This window comes from Rhodoplanes roseus, assembly GCF_003258865.1.
Taxonomy (GTDB): Bacteria; Pseudomonadota; Alphaproteobacteria; order Rhizobiales; family Xanthobacteraceae; genus Rhodoplanes; species Rhodoplanes roseus.
Map to the genome: position 1 here is coordinate 15,554 of NZ_NPEX01000040.1, position 18,458 is coordinate 34,011.

General features: G+C 70.1%; 16 protein-coding genes. 8 read left to right on the forward strand and 8 right to left on the reverse strand.

Features of this window, described 5'->3' with window-relative positions:
• Nucleotides 1-11: 11 nt before the first annotated feature.
• The 4 genes from CH341_RS08420 to CH341_RS08435 all read left to right on the forward strand — a co-directional run bounded on the left by CH341_RS08420 (nucleotide 12) and on the right by CH341_RS08435 (nucleotide 3,541).
• On the forward strand, nucleotides 12-803 hold the full coding sequence (locus CH341_RS08420; RefSeq protein WP_111418592.1) for an HpcH/HpaI aldolase family protein: 792 nt from the start codon (nucleotides 12-14) through the stop codon (nucleotides 801-803).
• Between the two features lie 35 nt (nucleotides 804-838).
• Nucleotides 839-1,678, forward strand: a complete 840-nt coding sequence (locus CH341_RS08425) for a cupin domain-containing protein (RefSeq protein WP_111418593.1) — start codon at nucleotides 839-841, stop codon at nucleotides 1,676-1,678.
• Between the two features lie 4 nt (nucleotides 1,679-1,682).
• Nucleotides 1,683-2,693, forward strand: coding sequence for an NAD(P)H-quinone oxidoreductase (locus CH341_RS08430; RefSeq protein WP_111418594.1), 1,011 nt, complete (start codon nucleotides 1,683-1,685; stop codon nucleotides 2,691-2,693).
• Between the two features lie 68 nt (nucleotides 2,694-2,761).
• Nucleotides 2,762-3,541 (forward strand): DNA-binding transcriptional regulator, encoded by a 780-nt coding sequence (locus CH341_RS08435; protein WP_111418595.1) that lies wholly within the window; start codon nucleotides 2,762-2,764, stop codon nucleotides 3,539-3,541.
• Nucleotides 3,542-3,547: 6 nt separating this feature from the next.
• Here CH341_RS08435 and CH341_RS08440 read toward each other — a convergent pair whose 3' ends face one another.
• The 5 genes from CH341_RS08440 to CH341_RS08460 all read right to left on the reverse strand — a co-directional run bounded on the left by CH341_RS08440 (nucleotide 3,548) and on the right by CH341_RS08460 (nucleotide 9,223).
• The gene (locus CH341_RS08440) at nucleotides 3,548-3,832 is read right to left on the reverse strand and encodes a hypothetical protein (RefSeq protein WP_111418596.1); all 285 of its coding nucleotides are present in this window, start codon (nucleotides 3,830-3,832) and stop codon (nucleotides 3,548-3,550) included.
• A 107-nt stretch (nucleotides 3,833-3,939) separates the two neighbouring features.
• Complete coding sequence (locus tag CH341_RS08445) at nucleotides 3,940-5,214, reverse strand: MFS transporter (RefSeq protein ID WP_111418597.1); 1,275 nt, start codon at nucleotides 5,212-5,214, stop codon at nucleotides 3,940-3,942.
• 187 nt (nucleotides 5,215-5,401) lie between these two features.
• On the reverse strand, nucleotides 5,402-6,805 hold the full coding sequence (leuC, locus tag CH341_RS08450) for a 3-isopropylmalate dehydratase large subunit (protein ID WP_111418598.1): 1,404 nt from the start codon (nucleotides 6,803-6,805) through the stop codon (nucleotides 5,402-5,404).
• A 140-nt stretch (nucleotides 6,806-6,945) separates the two neighbouring features.
• Nucleotides 6,946-7,743 (reverse strand): enolase-like domain-containing protein, encoded by a 798-nt coding sequence (locus tag CH341_RS08455; RefSeq protein ID WP_210208213.1) that lies wholly within the window; start codon nucleotides 7,741-7,743, stop codon nucleotides 6,946-6,948.
• Between the two features lie 64 nt (nucleotides 7,744-7,807).
• Nucleotides 7,808-9,223: an MFS transporter gene (locus CH341_RS08460; protein WP_111418599.1), complete on the reverse strand. Its 1,416-nt coding sequence runs from the start codon at nucleotides 9,221-9,223 to the stop codon at nucleotides 7,808-7,810.
• A 327-nt stretch (nucleotides 9,224-9,550) separates the two neighbouring features.
• Between CH341_RS08460 and CH341_RS08465 the strand changes: the two genes are divergently transcribed.
• From CH341_RS08465 to CH341_RS08475, 3 genes are all read left to right on the forward strand, one after another.
• Complete coding sequence (locus CH341_RS08465; RefSeq protein WP_111418600.1) at nucleotides 9,551-10,354, forward strand: AraC family transcriptional regulator; 804 nt, start codon at nucleotides 9,551-9,553, stop codon at nucleotides 10,352-10,354.
• A 59-nt stretch (nucleotides 10,355-10,413) separates the two neighbouring features.
• Complete coding sequence (locus tag CH341_RS08470) at nucleotides 10,414-11,343, forward strand: glycine reductase (protein ID WP_111418601.1); 930 nt, start codon at nucleotides 10,414-10,416, stop codon at nucleotides 11,341-11,343.
• Nucleotides 11,344-11,460: 117 nt separating this feature from the next.
• The gene (locus CH341_RS08475; RefSeq protein WP_111418602.1) at nucleotides 11,461-15,075 is read left to right on the forward strand and encodes a hydantoinase B/oxoprolinase family protein; all 3,615 of its coding nucleotides are present in this window, start codon (nucleotides 11,461-11,463) and stop codon (nucleotides 15,073-15,075) included.
• Nucleotides 15,076-15,199: 124 nt separating this feature from the next.
• On the opposite strand, the gene CH341_RS08480 is transcribed toward CH341_RS08475, so the two are convergent.
• Entirely contained in the window at nucleotides 15,200-16,096 is an 897-nt protein-coding gene (locus tag CH341_RS08480) for an SDR family oxidoreductase (RefSeq protein WP_210208214.1), read from the reverse strand.
• Between the two features lie 137 nt (nucleotides 16,097-16,233).
• On the opposite strand from CH341_RS08480, the gene CH341_RS08485 reads away from it, so the two are divergent.
• Nucleotides 16,234-16,710: a winged helix-turn-helix transcriptional regulator gene (locus CH341_RS08485; RefSeq protein ID WP_111418603.1), complete on the forward strand. Its 477-nt coding sequence runs from the start codon at nucleotides 16,234-16,236 to the stop codon at nucleotides 16,708-16,710.
• Between the two features lie 55 nt (nucleotides 16,711-16,765).
• Here the strand turns inward: CH341_RS08485 and CH341_RS08490 are convergent, their stop codons facing one another.
• Complete coding sequence (locus tag CH341_RS08490) at nucleotides 16,766-18,046, reverse strand: type II toxin-antitoxin system HipA family toxin (RefSeq protein WP_111418604.1); 1,281 nt, start codon at nucleotides 18,044-18,046, stop codon at nucleotides 16,766-16,768.
• Nucleotides 18,043-18,327: a type II toxin-antitoxin system Y4mF family antitoxin gene (locus tag CH341_RS08495; RefSeq protein WP_111418605.1), complete on the reverse strand. Its 285-nt coding sequence runs from the start codon at nucleotides 18,325-18,327 to the stop codon at nucleotides 18,043-18,045. Before CH341_RS08495 ends, CH341_RS08490 begins: the two co-directional genes overlap by 4 nt.
• Nucleotides 18,328-18,458 lie beyond the last annotated feature (131 nt).

Below are 18,458 nucleotides of genomic sequence, written 5' to 3' on the forward strand. Positions count from 1 at the left end.
GATCCGAACAGATGACCATTCCTCCCGCCCCGGACGGCAGCTTCCGGAAGCGCCTCGCCGCTCGCGAGCATCTGGTCGGCACTTTCCTGAAGACGCCGACGCTGCACGCGACCGAGATCCTCGGCGCGCTCGGCTTCGACTTCGTCGTGGTCGACGAGGAGCACGCGCCGTTCGACCGCGCCGCCATCGACGTGGCGCTGTTCGCCGCCCGGGCGAGCGGCACGGCGGGCCTGGTGCGGGTCGCCAGCGCCGAGCCGTCGCACCTGCTCTCGGTGCTGGATCTCGGGGCCACCGGCGTGCTGGTGCCGCACGTGGCGAGCGCCGACATGGCGCGCGCCGCCGCGGCCGCCTGCCGCTATCGCGGCGGCAGGCGCGGCTATTCGGGCTCGCCGCGCTCGGCCGGCTACGGCGCCGGCAAGATGTGGGCGACCATCGACGCCTGCGACGCCGCCGTCACGATGATCGCCCAGATCGAGGATCCGGAGGCGCTCGACGAGATCGACGCCATCGCGGCCGTGGAGGGTATCGACGCGCTGTTCATCGGCCGCGGCGACCTCACCTGCGCCATGGGCGCGGCCAAGAACGACGCGCCGGAGGTGCGCGACGCGGTCGACAGGATCGCGGCGGCGGCCCAAAAGGCCGGCAAGCCGGTCGCCGTGTTCGTCGGCGGACTTCCGGAGGCGACTTGGCTGAAGGACCGCGGCGCCTCGGCCTTCGTGGTCTCCTCCGACCAGGGATTCTTGCGCAACGCCGCCGCCAAGGCGCTCGCCGAGATCGGCGGGCTCGCTACACCGGCCGTCTGAGCGCCGCGCCCGCACCCACCAAGAGACATCGAGACATGCTGCCGAGACCCGCGAGCTACGCCGACCACTCCACCACTCCGCCCGACCTTGAGGCACCGGGAGCGAAAACCTGGATCACCCGCGGCGCCAATCTGGTCATCGCCGTCTCGGACGTGACGGCAGGCACCGTGCTGGCGCGTGACGAGCAGCCGGACGAGTACATGGTGTTCATGGCGGCCGGAGCCGCGACCATCCAGGCCGGGGACGAGAGCATCGTCGCGGCCGCCGAGACGCTGACCATCGTGCCGCCCGGCGCCAGCCGGGTGACGGCGGCCAGCGACGCCCGCGTCGTCCGCGTCTTCTCGCCGCGTGCCGGGGATCTCGCCGCGCGCGCCTGCAACGCCGGCGTCTATGCCGACGGCGCCCCCGAATGCGCGCCGATCGTGCCGTGGCCGACGCCGCCGGACGGCTTTCGGCTGCGCCAATACGTGCCGCTCGCCTACGAGAAGCCCGAGACCAACATGCGGATCTTCCGCTCGACCAACCTGATGGTCAACGTGATGACGCGGCGCGACGGGCCGCGCGACCCGACGAAGCTGAGCCCGCACTCGCACGACGACTTCGAGCAGTGCTCGGTGGTGCTGGAGGGCGACTACGTGCACCATCTGCGCTGGCCGTGGACGCCCGACCAGACGACGTGGCGCGACGACGAGCACGTGACCATCGGCGCTCCTTCCGTTACCGTGATCCCGGCCAAGGTGGTCCATACGAGCAACAATGTGGGGCCGAAGCGCTCCTGGCTGCTCGACGTGTTCGCGCCGCCGCGGATGGACTTCTCCAAGAAGCCCGGCATGGTGCTCAACGCCGCCGACTATCCCGTCCCGGCGGAAGGCTGAAGCGATGAAGCGGATCGAGGTCCTGGGCACCGGCGGGCCGGACACCATGGTGCTGGCCGAGGCGCCCGAGCCGGAGCTGCGGCCCGGCGAGGTCCTGATCCGGGTCGCCGCGGCCGGCGTCAACCGGCCGGACGTCCAGCAGCGCAAGGGCCTCTACCCGCCGCCGCCCGAGGCCTCGCCGATCCTCGGGCTCGATGTCGCCGGGGTCGTCGTGCGCACCGCCGTCGGCGTGCTGTGGCCGCCGGTCGGCATGGCGGTCTGCGCTCTCGCCAATGGCGGCGGCTATGCCGAGCTGTGCGCCGTGCCGGCCGTGCAATGCATGCCGGTCCCGAAAGGCTTCGGCTTCGTCGAGGCGGCCTCGCTGCCCGAGGTGTTCTTCACGGCCTGGAACAACGTGATCATGCTGGGCCGGCTGGCCGAGGGCGAGTCGCTGCTGGTGCAGGGCGGCACCAGCGGGGTCGGCCTGGCGGCCATCCAGATCGCCAAGGTGCTGCGCGGCTCCGTCGTGCTCGCCACCGCCGGCTCGGCCGAGAAGTGCCGGGTGTGCCTGGAGTACGGCGCCGACGCCGCGATCGACTACCGGGCCGAGGACTTTTCGGTGCGGGTGCGGGAGCTGACGCAGGGACGTGGCGTCGACGTGGTGCTGGACGGCCAGGCCGGACCCTACACCGACAAGGAGCTCGGCCTGCTCGCACCGGACGGCCGTGTCGTGCTGATCGCCAGCCATCTGGGCGCCATGGCCGAGGTGAACGTGCGCGACATCGTCCGCCGCCGGCTGACGCTGACCGGCTCGACGCTGCGGCCGCGGCCGCCCGTCTACAAGGGCCGCATCGCGCGTGCGCTCGTCGAGGACGTCTGGCCGCGGCTCGCCGAGGGCAGCATCCGGACCCGCATCCACGCCACCGTGCCGCTCGCCGATGTGGCGGCGGCGCACGCCATGCTCGAAGCCGGCGAGCAGATCGGCAAGGTGGTGCTGATCGTCGATCCGGCGCTTGTCACGGCGGGCCCGGGATAGTCTATTCCGGTCGCCAGCCGCGCGGGTCCGGATCGGGACGCCGCGTCCGGCCCGCGACAAGGCTCCCGATGCCCTCCTTCCCTCCGGTGCAGTCCGTACGGCGCGCCTTCGTGCTGCTCAGCGAGCTGAACAAGCAGCGCGTCGCCACCGTCGCGGATCTGCACGCCCGCACCGGCCTGCCCAAGCCGACCATCGTGCGGCTGCTGGAGACGCTGATCGCCGACGGCTACGTCGCCAGCGACAAGCGGCTCGGCGGCTATCAGGTCACCTCGCAGGTGACGACGCTGGCGAGCGGCTTCCACGGCGCCCCGATGGTGATCGAGGCGGCGCGCCCCTGGGCGATCGATCTCACCCGTCGGCTGAAGTGGCCCGTCTCGGTCGCCCTGCTGGTGAAGGACGCCGTGGCGGTGCGCTTCAGCACCATCCCGGACAGCCCGGTGTCGCCCTTCCACGCCACCATCAACATGCGGCTGAGCCTGATCTCGCGCGGACTCGGGCGGGCCTACCTGGCCTACTGCCCGCGCGAGGAGCGCGATCTGCTGGTGCAGATGCTGGAGACCTCGACGGATCCGGAGGACCACCCGCCCGACCTGCATGCGGTGGTGCGGACCCTGGTGCGCACCGTGCGGGCGCGCGGCTTCGCCGAGCGCGATCCCGCCACCGAGCCGACCTCGTCGTCGACCGCGGCGATCCCGATCATGGCCGACGGCCGCGTGCTGGCGACCTTCGGCCTCACCTATTTCCGCTCGGCGGTGCCGCGCAGCAAGCTCATGGAGCAGGTCGTCCGGCCCCTCAAGGAGGCCGGAGCGCGCATCGAGCAGAGCATCGCGGCGATGAAGACCCGGTGAGGTCGCTCAGGCCGGAGCGGCCGCGGGTGCATCGGGACGGACACGCGCCTGCACGGCAGGCGCCAACGCCCGGAGCTGGACCAGCGCATCGCGCAGCTCGTCCGTGGCGGTCCCGGAGGGGGCGTTCCAGATCATCGCCTCCACGAGGTCGATCCAGCGCAGCGTCCAGCGCTCGACGTGCTCGACCGTCTCGGCGGTCGGCGACTTCTGGGCGCACAGCACGGCCATCTCGGCCAGCGCGCCACGCAGCATCTCGGCGATCCTCTTGTGCTCGAAGTACCGACCTTCCATGCGGTGCCTCCTGATGCGACGGTACGCTGATCCTTCCACGCCGACCTCGGGTTCCGCCAGTCCGTGCAACTCCGCACACCCGCACGCTGACGTGGGCGCGCGGGCCCTCAGCGGGTCGCGACCGGGACAGCCGTCCCGGCGGCGTCGGGGCGCACCTCCCGGGTCTCCGGCATCGCAACCGCGCACAGCACGGCGCCGGCCGCAGCGACGCCGCCGAGCGCCAGAAAGGCGGCGCTGAACCCGCTGTGCACGACGATCAGGCCGGCGACCGTGGTCGAGGCCGCGGCGCCGATCCCCTGCGCCGTGATGACGGCGCTCTGGGCAATGCCGAAGCGACCGGTGCCGCGCATCAGGTCGGCGACCACGACCGGAAACAGCGCACCGTAGATGCCGGCGCCGACGCCGTCGAGGAGCTGCACGGCGACCAGCCATGCCATCTGGTCGGACAGGGTGTAGAGCACGGCGCGCACCGGCAGCACGAGAAGCGCGGCGATCAGCAGCGGCTTGCGGCCCCAGGCGTCCGCCTTCGCGCCGACCAGCATGGCGACCGGCACCATGACGATCTGGGCCGCCACGATGCAGGCCGACATCAGGCTGGTGCCCAGGTTCTTGTCCTGTAGCGCGAGCTTCTGGCCGACCAGCGGCAGCATCGCGGCATTGGCGAAGTGAAAGAGCGCGACGCAGGCGGCGAAGACCAGGAGCGGCCGGCAGGTCAGGAGCACGCGCAGGCCGGACGGGTGGTCGGGGGCGCCTCCGTCCCGCCCCGGCCCCGGCTCGGGAAGCTCGCGGGCGCGATCGTGGTCGATGGCCCGGGCCGGGATTGCCAGCACGCTGAGGATGCTGGCCACCGCCATCGCGGCCAGCAGGACGAACACCACGCCAGGGCCCCAGCGATAGGCCGCGACGCCGGCGGCGGCGGCGGCGAAGGCATTGCCGGCATGGTTGAACGCCTCGTTGCGACCGATCCGGGCCGAGAACGCCGCCCGCCCCACGATCCCCAGCGTCACGGCGGCGAGCGCGGGGCCGAACACCACGCCAGCGCTGTGCGCCACCGCCTGCGACAGGGCGACCGGCCCGAACGAGGAGAGCCAGGGCAGCGTGAGCGAGGCGCCCGCCACCAAGACGGCGGCGACGATCATGACGGCCCGCTTGGCCCGCGTCGCGTCGACGAGGGCGCCGGCCGGCGTCTGGGCGGCCAGCCCGGCGATCGTCGCGATCGACATCACGAGGCCGATATCCGCCTCGTTCCACCGCTGCTCGGTCAGCAGGTAGATGGCGAGATACGGCCCGAGGCCGTCACGGACATCCGCCAGGAAGAAGTTGGAGGCATCGAGTGCCCGCGAGGTGTGCCTCGCCGGCGCGGCGGGATCGTCGATCGGCATGCGGTTCCCGCTCCGGCTTCTCGATGCTGCCCGTCGACGCAGCGCGAGGAACTGCCGGGCGTTTTCCCGCAACGGCCGACAGCGTCCCGAGTTCCGGCGGCCCCCAGCCTCATACCGCCATTGCGATAAAAAAGGGGCGCCGTGGGGCGCCCCTTGAAGATCGTGACAGTCGGCCGGACCGGGTCGCTCAGCTCCAGTCGCGCACGTCGACGAAGTGGCCTTCGATCGCGGCCGCCGCGGCCATGATGGGCGACACCAGATGGGTGCGGCCCTTGTAGCCCTGGCGGCCCTCGAAGTTGCGGTTCGAGGTCGAGGCGCACCGTTCGCCCGGGCGGAGCTTGTCCGGGTTCATGGCGAGGCACATCGAGCAGCCCGGCTCGCGCCAGTCGAAGCCGGCGGCCCTGAAGATCTCGTGCAGGCCCTCGGCCTCGGCCTGCTCCTTCACCAGGCCGGAGCCCGGGACGACCATGGCGACGACCTTCGGATTGACGGTCTTGCCCTTCACCAGCGCGGCGACGGCGCGGAGATCCTCGATGCGCGAGTTGGTGCAGGAGCCGATGAACACCCGGTCCACCGCGACGTCCGTGACCTTCTCGCCGCCGACCAGGCCCATGTAGCGCAGCGACGCCTCGGCGGCGATCCGCTTCTTCTCGTCGGCCATCTCGGCCGGCACCGGCACGCGGCCGTTGATGGCCACCACCTGCTCGGGGCTGGTGCCCCAGGTGACCAGCGGCGGCAGCTTCTGGGCGTCGAGCGTCACGACGGCATCGAAATGGGCGCCTTCGTCGGACTTCAGCGTCTCCCAGTAGCGCACCGCCTGGTCCCACGCCTCGCCGGTCGGGGCCTTCGGCCGGCCCTTCAGGTAGGCGTAGGTCTTCTCGTCCGGCGCCACCATGCCGGCGCGGGCCCCGCCCTCGATCGACATGTTGCAGATGGTCATGCGGCCCTCCATCGAGAGGGCGCGGATCGCCTCGCCGGCATACTCGATGGCGTAGCCGGTGCCGCCGGCCGTGCCGATCTCGCCGATCACAGCCAGGATGATGTCCTTGGCGGTCACGCCGGGCGGCAGGGTGTTGTTCACCTGCACCAGCATGTTCTTCGACTTCTTCTGGATCAGCGTCTGGGTGGCGAGCACGTGCTCGACCTCCGACGTGCCGATGCCGTAGGCGAGCGCCCCGAAGGCGCCGTGCGTCGCCGTGTGGCTGTCACCGCACACGATGGTGGTGCCGGGCAGCGTGAAGCCCTGCTCCGGGCCGATGACGTGGACGATGCCCTGCCGCTTGTCGAACTCGTTGTAGTATTCGAGGCCGAAATACGCGGCGTTCTCGGCCAGATAGGCGATTTGGGCAGCGCTCTCGGGATCCTCGTTGGGCTTGCTGCGGTCGGTCGTCGGCACGTTGTGGTCGACGACGCACAGCGTCTTCTCGGGCGCCCGCACCGGGCGGCCGCTGAGGCGCAGGCCCTCGAAGGCCTGCGGGCTCGTCACCTCGTGGACGAGGTGGCGATCGATATAGATCAGGCAGGTGCCGTCCGGCTGCTCGTCGACGACGTGGTCGTCCCAGATCTTGTCGTAGAGGGTGCGCGGCTTCATCGGATGGGTCTCGCGATTTTGGAGAATGCGTGAACGACGGTTCGGCAGATCGGGCGCGTGACGCGCGCCGTCAGGCGCGAAGCCCGGCCAGGACCGCCGCCGTCAGCCGGCCGAAGAAGCGCCAGGGCAGCCGGGCATGATCATCGAGCACGACGCGCGCGACCGGCGCGGGCCGCACGGCCCGTCCGCTTCGAGAAAAATCTGCGCGCTGCGACGACATGCGTGGTCTGTAGCAAATCCAAACTGGCCCCACAACGAATGTCGGGATCGCAGCAGCACGGCGCAAGGCGGGGGGAGATGGAGACGCCGGCCTCGCGCATCGCCGCCATCCGGTCGTAGACGGTGCGGATGACGCGGTTCTCCAGCGGTCCAGTGATCTTCCACGGCCCCTTGCCGTCCGGCCGGTCGGAGAAGATGATCGGATCGACCTTGATGGCGTCGTAGCCGTCGGCGATGGCGACGCGCGTCACCTCGGCGTAGTCCTCCGGCGTGATCAGCACCTGTTTGTCGATCTTCGGACCCCAGTTGAACTGGAGCTGGCTCGCATAGGTGCGCAGGTCGTCGTTGGTCTTGCCGCCCATCAGCTGCCACACCGGCATGCCGAAGGCCTTGCCCTTGAGGTCCCACAGCGCGATGTCGATGCCGGAGATCGCGGCGTTGACGACCGTCCCGCCGCCCATGCCCCAGAAGGTCTTGCGGAAGATCGTCTCCCAGATCTTCTCGATGGCGAGCGGATCCTCGCCGATGATCACCTCGGCGAAGTCCTGCACCATGCCGTAGCCGGCGCGCCAGCCCTTGCCGTAGGCGAGGCCGACCTCGCCGTAGCCGCTGATGCCCTCGTCGGTGTTCACCCGTACGATCACGGGCGACCAGTCACCACGCGACGACCCGGCATTGCCGCTCGGCATCTGCATCACGTCGACACTGACGATCTTCATGGGTGTTCTCCTTCTCGATCTGAACGTCGAAACGATGGTCCGACCGCGGGCGCGGCCGGCCCCTTCAGCGATCCGGTCGCGGCTCGGCGACCGGGAAGCCCGGCACCGCGGCCGGCGTGTCGCGGACGGACGGCGAGGTGCGCTGCGGAGCGAGAGCCGCCGCATCGCGGAAGCGGGCGAAGAGGACGAGGCCGAGGGCGAGGCCGATCATCGGCGCCGCGAAGGCCCGCGAGTAGAGCGCCACCGGATCGGCGCCGGCGCCCACCAGGCCCGGGTGCCCGACGACGACGCCGATCACGTACTGATAGAAGGCGCCGCCGCATTGCAGGAACATGGTGACGGCGCCGACCGCCGCGCCGGCGTAGCGCGGGTCGTACAGTTCCTTGGCGGCGGCGAAGCAGACCACGAAGGCGCCGCCGGAGAGGCCGTACCAGAGGAACACGGCGCCCAGCACCCACTCGTTCATGTCGCCGGTGAAGAACACCAGCGGCACGTAGACGAGCACGTGGAGGATGCCGCCGTAGAGCAGCACGGTGCGGCGCGAGCCGAACACCTTGTCGGAGAGCCAGCCGGCGAGCGGGCAACCGATCGTCATGCCGAGCGGGAACAACATGAGGATGTGGCCGGCCTCCTGCTTGGACAGGCCGTAGACCGTGTGCAGATACGGTCCGGCCCACAGCGAGCCGACGCCCATGAAGGTGCCGTAGAACGAGAACACCAGCACGCCGAGCAGATAGATGCGGCGCTCCGACAGCACCGCGACGATCGCGTCGCGCAGCATCGCGACGCCGGACGGCCCGATGCGGACCGGCGCCGCCACCGGCGTCGGCGACGCCCGCCTCTCCAGCTCGGCCGGCGTGTCGACGATCACCAGGTAGGAGATCAGCGCCGCCACGGCGGTGAGCACCGCGACGATGGTGAACACGTCGCGCCAGCCGACCAGCGCGATGGCGGCGGTGAGCGGCGCGGTGGAGAGCAGCGCGCCGATATTGCCGAAGGCGAGCAGCAGGCCCGAATAGGTGGCGAGTTCGTTCGGGCTGTACCAGTCGGAGAAGATGCGCAGCGCCGCCACGTAGACCACGCTGACGCCGAGGCCGATGGCGAAGCGGCTCACCGCCAGCGTCCCGGTGCTCTGTGCGAACGCGAAGGCGAGGCCCGCGACGGCGGCGAGCAGCACGAAGGCCGCGATGGTCTTGCGCGCGCCCCAGCCGTCGGAGAGCAGGCCCGACGGAAACACCGCCGCCGCATAGGCCCAGAAGTACATCGAGGACATCAGGCCGAGCTCGGAGGGGCTCAGGCCCAGCTCGCCGGCGATCACGGGCCCGACCACCACCGGGGCGGCCCGATGGAAATACGAGATCACGTACGTGAATGCGATGACGACGAAGATCAGCGTGCGCCGCCGCCTGATCGTCGCGGCGAGCAACGCAGGCAAGCGTCCGGTGCGGGTCTGGGCGGGGGTGGCTCGGTCTTCGGTCATTCGGAAGGTCTGCCGTTCGGGCGAGGCCGCAGCGCGAACCCGCGTCGGAGGAATGGTGCGATGCCGGACCGGCGCCGTCGTGTCCGACGGTGCGCGCGAGCATCCGATGGTGGGGCGACTGTCGTGAGATACGGAGAGTTACGGAGCACGCGATGGTGAGTCTCAGCCTGACATGCAAGGTTCTGCTGGCGCCGTCGGCGCGCCGGACGCCGCGGTCGACGGCCGGTAAGTGGAAGTGCGATCCGTATAGGTTAGCGTTGAGGGCACGGCGCGCCTTCGATATCAGGACGGAAACTATCGACGACCTGCCAATCTCACGGCCCCGCCATGACGATCAGAACGGACGACTGGATTCACCTGCGGGTGCCCGAGCTGGACGGGCTGCCGCGCCCCATCGTCGTGCGCTCGCAGCATCTGCCCAAGCGCCACATGTTCCCGCGCCATTCGCACGCCTGGAATCAGTTCCTGTACGCCACGTCCGGCACGCTGTTCGCCGCGATCGAGAACGCCTGGTACGTGATTTCCCCGGAGCAGGCCTATTGGGTGCCGACCGGCGTCGTCCACATGACCGGAGCCCTTCAGGACGCCGAGTTCCGCAGCCTCTACATCCGCGACGACATCGCCGCACGGCTGCCGCGCGAGAGCCTGGTGTTCTCGGTGACGCCGCTGATGCGGGCGCTGATCGTCGAGCTCGCCGAGCTCGGCCGGCGCGGCGAGCAAAGTGATTACGTCGACCGCGTCGAGAATCTGATCTTCGACCAGCTCGGGCGGCTGCCGAGCGAGAGCTTCCACCTGCCCTGGCCGCAGAGCCCGATGCTGCTGAAGATGTGTCAGGAGCTGTTCGACAATCCGTCCGACGAGCGCGACGTGGAGACGTGGGGCCGCGAGCTCGGCGCCTCGCCGCGCACCATCCATCGCCGCTTCGAGCGCGAGGTCGGCATCGGCCTGCGCGAGTGGCGCAACCGGCTGCGCGTGTTCCGCGCCATCGATCTGCTCGGCGCGACCGACAACATCACCGAGATCGCGCTGGAGCTCGGCTACAGCACGCCGTCGGCCTTCACCTACATGTTCCGTCAGCGGATGGGTTGCGCGCCGAGCGAATGGCGGCGCACAATCCGGGCGACCCAGTAGTCCGGCGGCCGCGCCCGCGCGTCGCCGGCGAAGCCAGGCGACCGAGCGAGCCCGACCGCATGACCAGCCCCGACCCGATCGGCGACACCGACCCCGCCGCGCCGATCCCCTACATGGCGCGCACCCGCGCCTATTACCTCGCGCTCGGCTACGACACGCCCTATGTCTGGGCGCATCACGACGACGTGCCGTTCACGCCGCTCCTGCAGCCGCTGGCGCAGTCGCGCGTCACGCTGGTCACGACCGCGGCGCCCTATCAGCCCGACAAGGGTCCGCAGGGACCGGGCGCGCCCTACAACGCGGCGGCCAAGTTCTACACGGTCTATTCGGGCGACACCGCGCTCGATCACGACGTGCGCATCGCCCATGTCGGCATCGACCGCCGCCACACCAGCATGGAGGATTCCGGCACCTGGTTTCCGCTGCCGCTGCTGCGGCGGGCCGCGGCCGATGGTCGGCTGCGCCTCGCGCCGCGCTTCCACGGCTTTCCCACCAACCGCAGCCACCGCCAGACCGAGCTGGACGCGGCCGAGCTGTTCGAGCGCTGCTTCGCCGACCGCACCGACGCGGCCGTGCTGGTCGCCAACTGCCCGGTGTGCCACCAGAGCCTGTCGCTCGCCGCGCGGCTGCTGGAGCAGAACGGCATCCCCACCGTGGTGATGGGCTGCGCCCGCGACATCGTCGAGCATTGCGGCGTGCCGCGCTTCCTGTTCAGCGACTTTCCGCTCGGCAACGCCGCCGGCCGGCCGCACGACCCGGAGTCGCAGCGCCTCACCCTCGATCTCGCCCTCGACCTGCTGGCGACCGCCACGGGCCCGCGCACCACCGTCGTCTCGCCGCTCGCCTGGAGCGCCGACCCGGCCTGGAAGCGCGACTACGCCAACCCGGCCCTCCTCGCCCCCGCCGAGCTCGCGCGCCTGCGCGCCGAGGCCGAGGCGGCCCGCGTCACGGCCCGCGACCTCCGCGCGACGACGCTGCCGGCGCGGTGACGTCCCGGGCTGCCGGCGCCCTCTGGCCGGACGGCACGCCACTTGCTAACCAGCGAAGCCGCGGCGGCCGCCGATGCGCGCCGCCCGATACGCCGTGACCCGAGACGAGAGCTTGCAATGACACGTTGGGACTTCTGGATCGACCGTGGCGGCACCTTCACGGACGTCATCGGGCGCGACCCGTCGGGCCGGTTGCAGGCGACCAAGATGCTGTCGGAGAATCCCGGCGCCTACCGCGATGCCGCCGTCGCCGGCATCCGCCGCCTGCTCGGCCTCGCGCCCGGCGAGCCGATCCCGACCGGCGCCATCGGCGAGGTGCGGATGGGCACCACGGTCGCCACCAACGCGCTGCTGGAGCGCAAGGGCGAGCGCACCGCCTTCGTGACGACCCGCGGCCTCGCCGACGTGCTGGAGATCGGCTACCAGGACCGCCGAAAGATCTTCGCCAAGGCGATCGTCAAGCCGGACCAGCTCTACGAGCGCGTCATCGAGGCCGACGAGCGCGTGCTCGCCGACGGCACGGTGGAGCGCCCGCTCGACGAGGCAGCCGCCCGACGCGACCTGCAGGCCGCCTACGACGCCGGCATCAGGGCCGTGGCGATCGCCCTCATCCACGGCTTCCGCTTCCAGCACCACGAGACGGCACTGGCACGCATTGCGACGGACATCGGCTTCACCCAGATCTCGGTCAGCCATCAGGTATCGCCATTGATAAAACTGGTCGGCCGCGGCGACACCACGGTGGTCGACGCCTACCTGTCGCCGATCCTGCGGCGCTACGTGGCGCAGGTCTCCGAGGAGCTCGACGTCGCCCGCACCGGGGCGCGGCTGATGTTCATGACCTCGGCCGGCGGCCTCACCGGCGCCTCGCTGTTCCAGGGCCGCGACGCCATCCTGTCGGGCCCGGCCGGCGGCGTCGTCGGCATGGCGGCGACCGGCAAGGTCGCTGGCTTCGACGCGGTGATCGGCTTCGACATGGGCGGCACCTCGACCGACGTCGCCCATTTCGACGGCACCTTCGAGCGCGCCTTCGAGACCGAGGTGGCCGGCGTGCGCATCCGCGCGCCGATGATGCTGATCCACACCGTGGCGGCGGGCGGCGGCTCGATCCTGCATTTCGACGGCGCGCGCTTCCGGGTCGGCCCGGACTCCGCCGGCGCCGTGCCGGGTCCGGCGAGCTATCGCCGCGGCGGCCCGCTCACCGTCACGGACGCCAACCTGATGGTCGGCAAGCTGGTGCCGGAGCTCTTTCCGGCGATCTTCGGCCCCGATCAGGACCAGCCGCTCGACGCCGCCGTGGTGCGCGAGCAATTCGCGACGCTGGCCGCGCAGGTCGGCGACGGGCGCTCGCCGGAGGAAGTCGCCGACGGGTTCCTGAAGATCGCCGTCGCCAACATGGCCGAGGCGGTGAAGAAGATCTCCGTGCAGCGCGGCTACGACGTCACCTGCTACGCGCTCAACTGCTTCGGCGGCGCCGGCGGCCAGCACGCCTGCCTGGTGGCCGACGCGCTCGGCATGGAGAGCGTGCTGGTGCATCCGCTCTCCGGCCTGCTGTCGGCCTACGGCATGGGCCTCGCCAGCGTGCGCGCCACCCGCTTCGAGACCATGGATCTGCGGCTCGAGGCGGCCGCCGACGCACTCCGCCTCGCGCGCCAAAAGCTCGGCGCGGCCTGCGTGAGCGAGCTCGCCGGGCAGGGCGTGCCGGCGCCCGAGGCGACCGTGTCGGTCGTCGCCCATGTCCGCTACGAGGGCACCGACACCGCGATCGACATCCCGGTGCCGTTCGCCGGCGACGCCCTGCCCGACGCCGCCGTCGCCGAGATGCGCGAGACGTTCCTGACGCTGCACCTGTCGCGCTTCGGCTTCGTCGATCGCGAGAAGCCCCTGATCGTCGACGCCGTCTCAGTGGAGGCGGTCGGCGGCGCCGCGCCGCTCGCCGAGGCGACCCTCGCCGTGCAGGAGCGCGAGGCGCCGGCGCCGCATCGCGGCGGCCGCTTCTTCTCCGGCGGCGTCTGGCACGAGGCCGGCATCTTCCTGCGCGAACACCTGAGTCCGGGCCACGCCGTCACCGGCCCGGCCATCGTGATCGAGCCGAACCAGACCATCGTGGTCGAGCCCGGCTGGCAGGCGCGCCTCACCACGCACGACCATCTGGTGCTGACCCGCATCGTGGCGCGACCGCAGAGCGAGGCGGTCGGCACAAGGGCCGACCCGGTGATGCTGGAGATCTTCAACAACCTGTTCATGTCGATCGCCGAGCAGATGGGCGTGACGCTGCAGAACACCGCCTATTCGGTGAACATCAAGGAGCGGCTCGACTTCTCCTGCGCCGTGTTCGACGCCTCCGGCGCGCTGGTCGCCAACGCGCCCCACATGCCCGTGCATCTCGGCTCGATGGACCGGTCGGTCGAGACCGTGATCGCGCAGAACGACGTGATCCGGCCCGGCGACGTGTTCGTGCTCAACGCGCCCTACAACGGCGGCACGCACCTGCCCGACATCACGGTGTGCACGCCGGTGTTCGACGAGGCGGGGGAGAAGATCCTGTTCTGGGTGGCGAGCCGCGGCCATCACGCCGATGTCGGCGGCATCGCGCCCGGCTCGATGAGCCCGAAGGCGACGACCATCGAGCAGGAAGGCGTCTATATCGACAACTTCAAGCTGGTCGAGGAAGGCCGGCTGCGCGAGACCGAGCTGATCGCGCTCCTCACCGGCGGCAAATATCCGGTCCGCAACGTCGTCCAGAACGTCAACGACCTGAAGGCGCAGATCGCCGCCAATCAGCGCGGCGCCGCCGAGCTGAAGAAGATGATCGCCCATTTCGGGCTGGACGTCGTCCAGGCCTATATGGGGCACGTCCAGGACAACGCCGCCGAGAGCGTGCGCCGGGTGATCGACCGCCTCGGCGACGGCTCCTATGCGTACGAGATGGACGACGGCTCGGTGATCCGGGTGACCATCTCGGTCGACAAGGAGAAGCGCGAGGCGACCGTCGACTTCACCGGCACGCGGGCACAGCGTCCTGACAACTTCAACGCCCCTGCCCCCGTGACGCGCGCGGCCGTGCTCTACGTGTTCCGCGTGATGGTCGACGCCGACATCCCGATGAACGCCGGCTGCCTGCGGCCGGTCCGCCTGATCGTGCCGGAAGGCTCGATGCTGGCGCCCGTCTACCCGGCCGCCGTGGTGGCCGGCAATGTCGAGGTGAGCCAGGCCGTCACCAACTGCCTGTTCGGCGCGCTCGGCGCGATGGCGGCGGCGCAGGGCACCATGAACAACCTCACCTTCGGCAACGATCGTCATCAGTACTACGAGACGATCTGCTCCGGCTCGCCGGCCGGCCCCGGCTTCGACGGCGCGCCGGCCGTGCACACCCACATGACCAACTCGCGCCTCACCGATCCGGAGATTCTGGAGACGCGCTTCCCCGTGGTGCTGGAGGAGTTCTTCGTCCGCCGCGGCTCGGGTGGCAAAGGACGTTGGACGGCCGGCGACGGCACCCGGCGTACGATACGATTCCGCGAGACCATGGAGTGCGCCCTGCTCTCCGGCCACCGCCGCGTCGCGCCGTTCGGGCTCGAGGGCGGCGCGCCGGGCGAGACCGGCCAAAACCTCGTCCGCCGCAACGATGGCACGGTCGAGGAGCTCCCCGGCGCCGCCTTCACGGTGCTGGACGCCGGCGAAGCCATCACCGTGATCACGCCGACCGGTGGCGGATACGGGAGGGCGTGAGCGGGCGCTGTCATTCCGGGGCGCCGCGCAGCGGCGAACCCGGAATCCAGCGGCACGCTCCCAACTCGGCGCTGGATTCCGGGTTCGTGAACCTTCGGTTCACGCCCCGGAATGACCGCGAAGCTCAATGCCCCTTGCTGAACATCCCCTTGTTCTCGGCGAGCCACGCATCGAAGCTCTGCGGCGGCGTGCCGGTGAGCTTGAAAGAATCGTCCGTCACGGTCTCGAAGTTTCCGGCTGCCGTGTTGGCGTCGAAGGAAGCAAAGACGCGGGCGACCGGCTCCGGCACTCCGTGCGCCACCATGCCGGCGACCAGCGCGTCGACCGTCACGGGCACCACCGAAATGGATTGTCCGAGTGCCGCTCCGACCTTTTGGGCGATCTCGGCGCGGGTGAGCGCCTGCGGGCCGGACAGCGTGTAGACGTGCTTGCCGCTCTCGCTCCCGGCCAGCACGGTCGCGGCGGCACGGGCGAGGTCGTCGCGCGAAATATCGGCCGAGCCGCGATTGCCGTCGGCGCTGTACCAGTGGCCCGAAGCGATGGCGGCCGGCAGCGCTTGAGCGAGGTTCTCGAAGTACCAGTGGTTGCGCAGCACGGTCCAACCCGGGATCGCGCTCGCCGCCAACGCCTGCTCGGTGCCGAGATGATCGGGCGCGAACAGCACCAGCGACGTCTCCGGCCCCGGCATCGACGTGTAGACGACGTGCGACACGCCGGCGGTCTCGGCCGCCGCCACGGCCGTTTTGTGCTGGGCGAGACGCACACCCGGCCGGTCGAGCGTGTCGGTGGAGATCAGCAGCAGCCGGCCGACGCCGGCGAAGGCCTTCTCGAGCGAGCCGCGGTCGTCGAAGTCGGCGGCGCGCACCGTGACGCCGCGCGCGGCGATATCGGCCAGTGCCTCCGGCTTTCGCGAGGTCGCGACGATGCGGCCGGCCGGCACCGTCAGGGTGTCGAGCAGATGATGCAGCACGCGGCGGCCGAGATGGCCGGCAGCGCCGGTCACGAGCAGGGTTTTGGTCACGGAAGGCTCCTTGGCTGAAAGCGAGAGACCTGGTCTCTTTTCGAGACCTGATCTATATGGGAGCCTGTCGCCGGCGGTAAAGAAGGCAGCTTTCCGTCGGATGGTTACGTCGAGGGAACCGACCCGGAGGCCCGTTGATGTCCGCTCCCGCCAAGACCCGGCCGGCCGCGAAAGTGCCACCCGCCGCAAGGACCCGGCCCGCGTCGGCCCGCAGCCCGGCCGTCGACACGCTGGTCCGCACCGTCGCCGGCTTCCGCGGGCAGGACTTCGACGCGGCGAACTGCCCGGTGCGCGACGTGCTCGACCAGATCGGCGGCAAATGGACGACGCTGCTGCTGATCATGCTGGTCGAGCGCCCGCACCGCTTCGGCGAGCTGCGCCGCGGCCTGCCCGACATCTCGCAGCGCATGCTGACCCAGAGCCTGCGCGACCTGCAGCGCGACGGCCTGGTGAGCCGCCACGTCCACCCCACCGTGCCGCCGAGCGTCGAGTACCGCCTCACCCCGCTCGGCGCCTCGCTGCTCGAGCCGCTGGCCGCCCTGGTCGGCTGGGCCGCGACCCATCACGGCGCCATCCGGGCCGCCCGCGCGGCGTTCGAGCAGGCCGCGGCGTGACGGGGCCTCCGCCTGTCCGAACCGGCGGCGGACCGCGCGGGAGATGAAAGACCGGCTACGCGCCGGCGAGAGACTTTCGACACGCGGCCGCGCGTGCGATCAACTGCTCCGCCAAACGGTCGATGATCGGCGCATCGAGCCCCTCCTCGCGCGCTTTCGTGCGCGCGACGTTCGCCTCATCGGGGATCATCACCGCCATCGCGGCGAGGCGCTCGATCAGCTCCTCGGCGTCGACCCGCATCTCGCGGGCGAACTTCTGCCATTGATGCAAGCCGACGAGACTCAGCTTGTATTCGCCACCGATCTTCATGGCGAGCTTGACCTTGCGAGGGCCGAACTCCTCGTAAGGAAGGATACTCGCAACGTCGTAGAGTGGCGCAAGCCGGACATGGCGGCTACCGACGAGCAACGAATAGTTCTTGGCGTGTGCATCGGTACCCCCAATGAGCCAGTTGAAGCCCAGAGCGTCGATGAACGTGTCGATGTCGGTCTCGCGGTCCGTCGAGTAGGTGCGCAAAAGCTCGACGATGTCGTAGGCATTCGGGCCGCCTTCGTTCTGGTATTTTCTGGTTGGCGGAATGCCGAGCGCCTGGCACGCATCTTCCTGATGCACACGGATGATGTTGTCGCCTTTCGGCTGGCGGTCGTAGCGCTCCACGACGATGGCGACTTCGTTCTCGAATCTCATGACGCGCGATTGCGCGGCAGGCAGGCCGAGGCTCCGTGCCAGCATGAGACAGATGTGCTCGTTCTCGGCATGGCCGTCCAAGTGCCCGGTCGGCGGCTTGAGAATATGTGTCGTCGGCAGACGCCCCGAGGGAATGCCCCAGCGGCCGTTCTTCAGGAGCAGCGCCGTCTTGGGCTGAGCGCCCGCGAGGCTGAACTGTCCCGTGTCCTGCGGCAAGCGCCACGCGGCGTGATCCCTGCGCAGGGTTTCGAGCCGCTTGGCAATGTCGGCCTCGTCCAGCCATTCGACATTGCCGTCCTTGTCGCTGCGGATCGCGTCGAGCCGTTCGGGCGTCACGAACTGCACCGCACCGGCGCAATCCTCCCCGACATGCGAAATGAGCGCGAAGACGTTACGGGCGGAAACCTGAAATTTCGCCGCCCAACGGGCGAGCACGCGCTCGTTATCCGGCAGGAGGCCCCACAGGAACGCTTCGGTTACGGCGCGACCGTGCTCCTTTGCGCCGAGCGGCATCGACAAAGAGAGAGGATAAGCATCCGCAGCCCATCGCCAGTCGTCGTCGTAAAGGAACCTGATTCGACCGCCCGCGTCGCGCCGCACGCGGCCGACCTCTTTTCCGTCGAGAAGCGCGACAAGCTCGTCGGTCATGGCTTCGCCTTTCTGGCACGGGCCACGATGCCGTCGATATCGACGCTTTCCGAGTGCGGGTGATCCGGCGCTGGCCCGACACTCGCATCGAGACGGATGCCCAGAACATCGATGGCGCGAAGCACGAGAGCGAGTTCCGCACGGGGGTGGCCGCGTTCGATCTCGATGACCCACTGGCGGCTCACGCCAACACGTTTGGCGAGGGTCGCTTGGTCGAGGTCGAGCTGCTTGCGCCGGTCACGGATGACGGCGCCGAGGTCGGCAGGTGTACGGACGAGCATGGCTATATCCAATGTCAGCGCTCGCCGACATTAGCACATGTCAGCGATCGGCGACAATTAGGAATGTCATCGTTCGCCGACATTTCCCGACCAGGGATCATGGACCGCGCGGCTGCGCGCGTCCCGACCGT

Excerpts from the sequence above, each read along its gene's own strand:
- CH341_RS08420 (WP_111418592.1), top strand. The coding sequence starts at position 12 with ATGACCATTCCTCCCGCCCCGGACGGCAGCTTCCGGAAGCGCCTCGCC.
- CH341_RS08425 (WP_111418593.1), top strand. The coding sequence starts at position 839 with ATGCTGCCGAGACCCGCGAGCTACGCCGACCACTCCACCACTCCGCCC.
- CH341_RS08430 (WP_111418594.1), top strand. The coding sequence starts at position 1,683 with ATGAAGCGGATCGAGGTCCTGGGCACCGGCGGGCCGGACACCATGGTG.
- CH341_RS08435 (WP_111418595.1), top strand. The coding sequence starts at position 2,762 with ATGCCCTCCTTCCCTCCGGTGCAGTCCGTACGGCGCGCCTTCGTGCTG.
- CH341_RS08440 (WP_111418596.1), bottom strand. The coding sequence starts at position 3,832 with ATGGAAGGTCGGTACTTCGAGCACAAGAGGATCGCCGAGATGCTGCGT.
- CH341_RS08445 (WP_111418597.1), bottom strand. The coding sequence starts at position 5,214 with ATGCCGATCGACGATCCCGCCGCGCCGGCGAGGCACACCTCGCGGGCA.
- leuC (WP_111418598.1), bottom strand. The coding sequence starts at position 6,805 with ATGAAGCCGCGCACCCTCTACGACAAGATCTGGGACGACCACGTCGTC.
- CH341_RS08455 (WP_210208213.1), bottom strand. The coding sequence starts at position 7,743 with ATGAAGATCGTCAGTGTCGACGTGATGCAGATGCCGAGCGGCAATGCC.
- CH341_RS08460 (WP_111418599.1), bottom strand. The coding sequence starts at position 9,223 with ATGACCGAAGACCGAGCCACCCCCGCCCAGACCCGCACCGGACGCTTG.
- CH341_RS08465 (WP_111418600.1), top strand. The coding sequence starts at position 9,551 with ATGACGATCAGAACGGACGACTGGATTCACCTGCGGGTGCCCGAGCTG.
- CH341_RS08470 (WP_111418601.1), top strand. The coding sequence starts at position 10,414 with ATGACCAGCCCCGACCCGATCGGCGACACCGACCCCGCCGCGCCGATC.
- CH341_RS08475 (WP_111418602.1), top strand. The coding sequence starts at position 11,461 with ATGACACGTTGGGACTTCTGGATCGACCGTGGCGGCACCTTCACGGAC.
- CH341_RS08485 (WP_111418603.1), top strand. The coding sequence starts at position 16,234 with ATGTCCGCTCCCGCCAAGACCCGGCCGGCCGCGAAAGTGCCACCCGCC.
- CH341_RS08490 (WP_111418604.1), bottom strand. The coding sequence starts at position 18,046 with ATGACCGACGAGCTTGTCGCGCTTCTCGACGGAAAAGAGGTCGGCCGC.
- CH341_RS08495 (WP_111418605.1), bottom strand. The coding sequence starts at position 18,327 with ATGCTCGTCCGTACACCTGCCGACCTCGGCGCCGTCATCCGTGACCGG.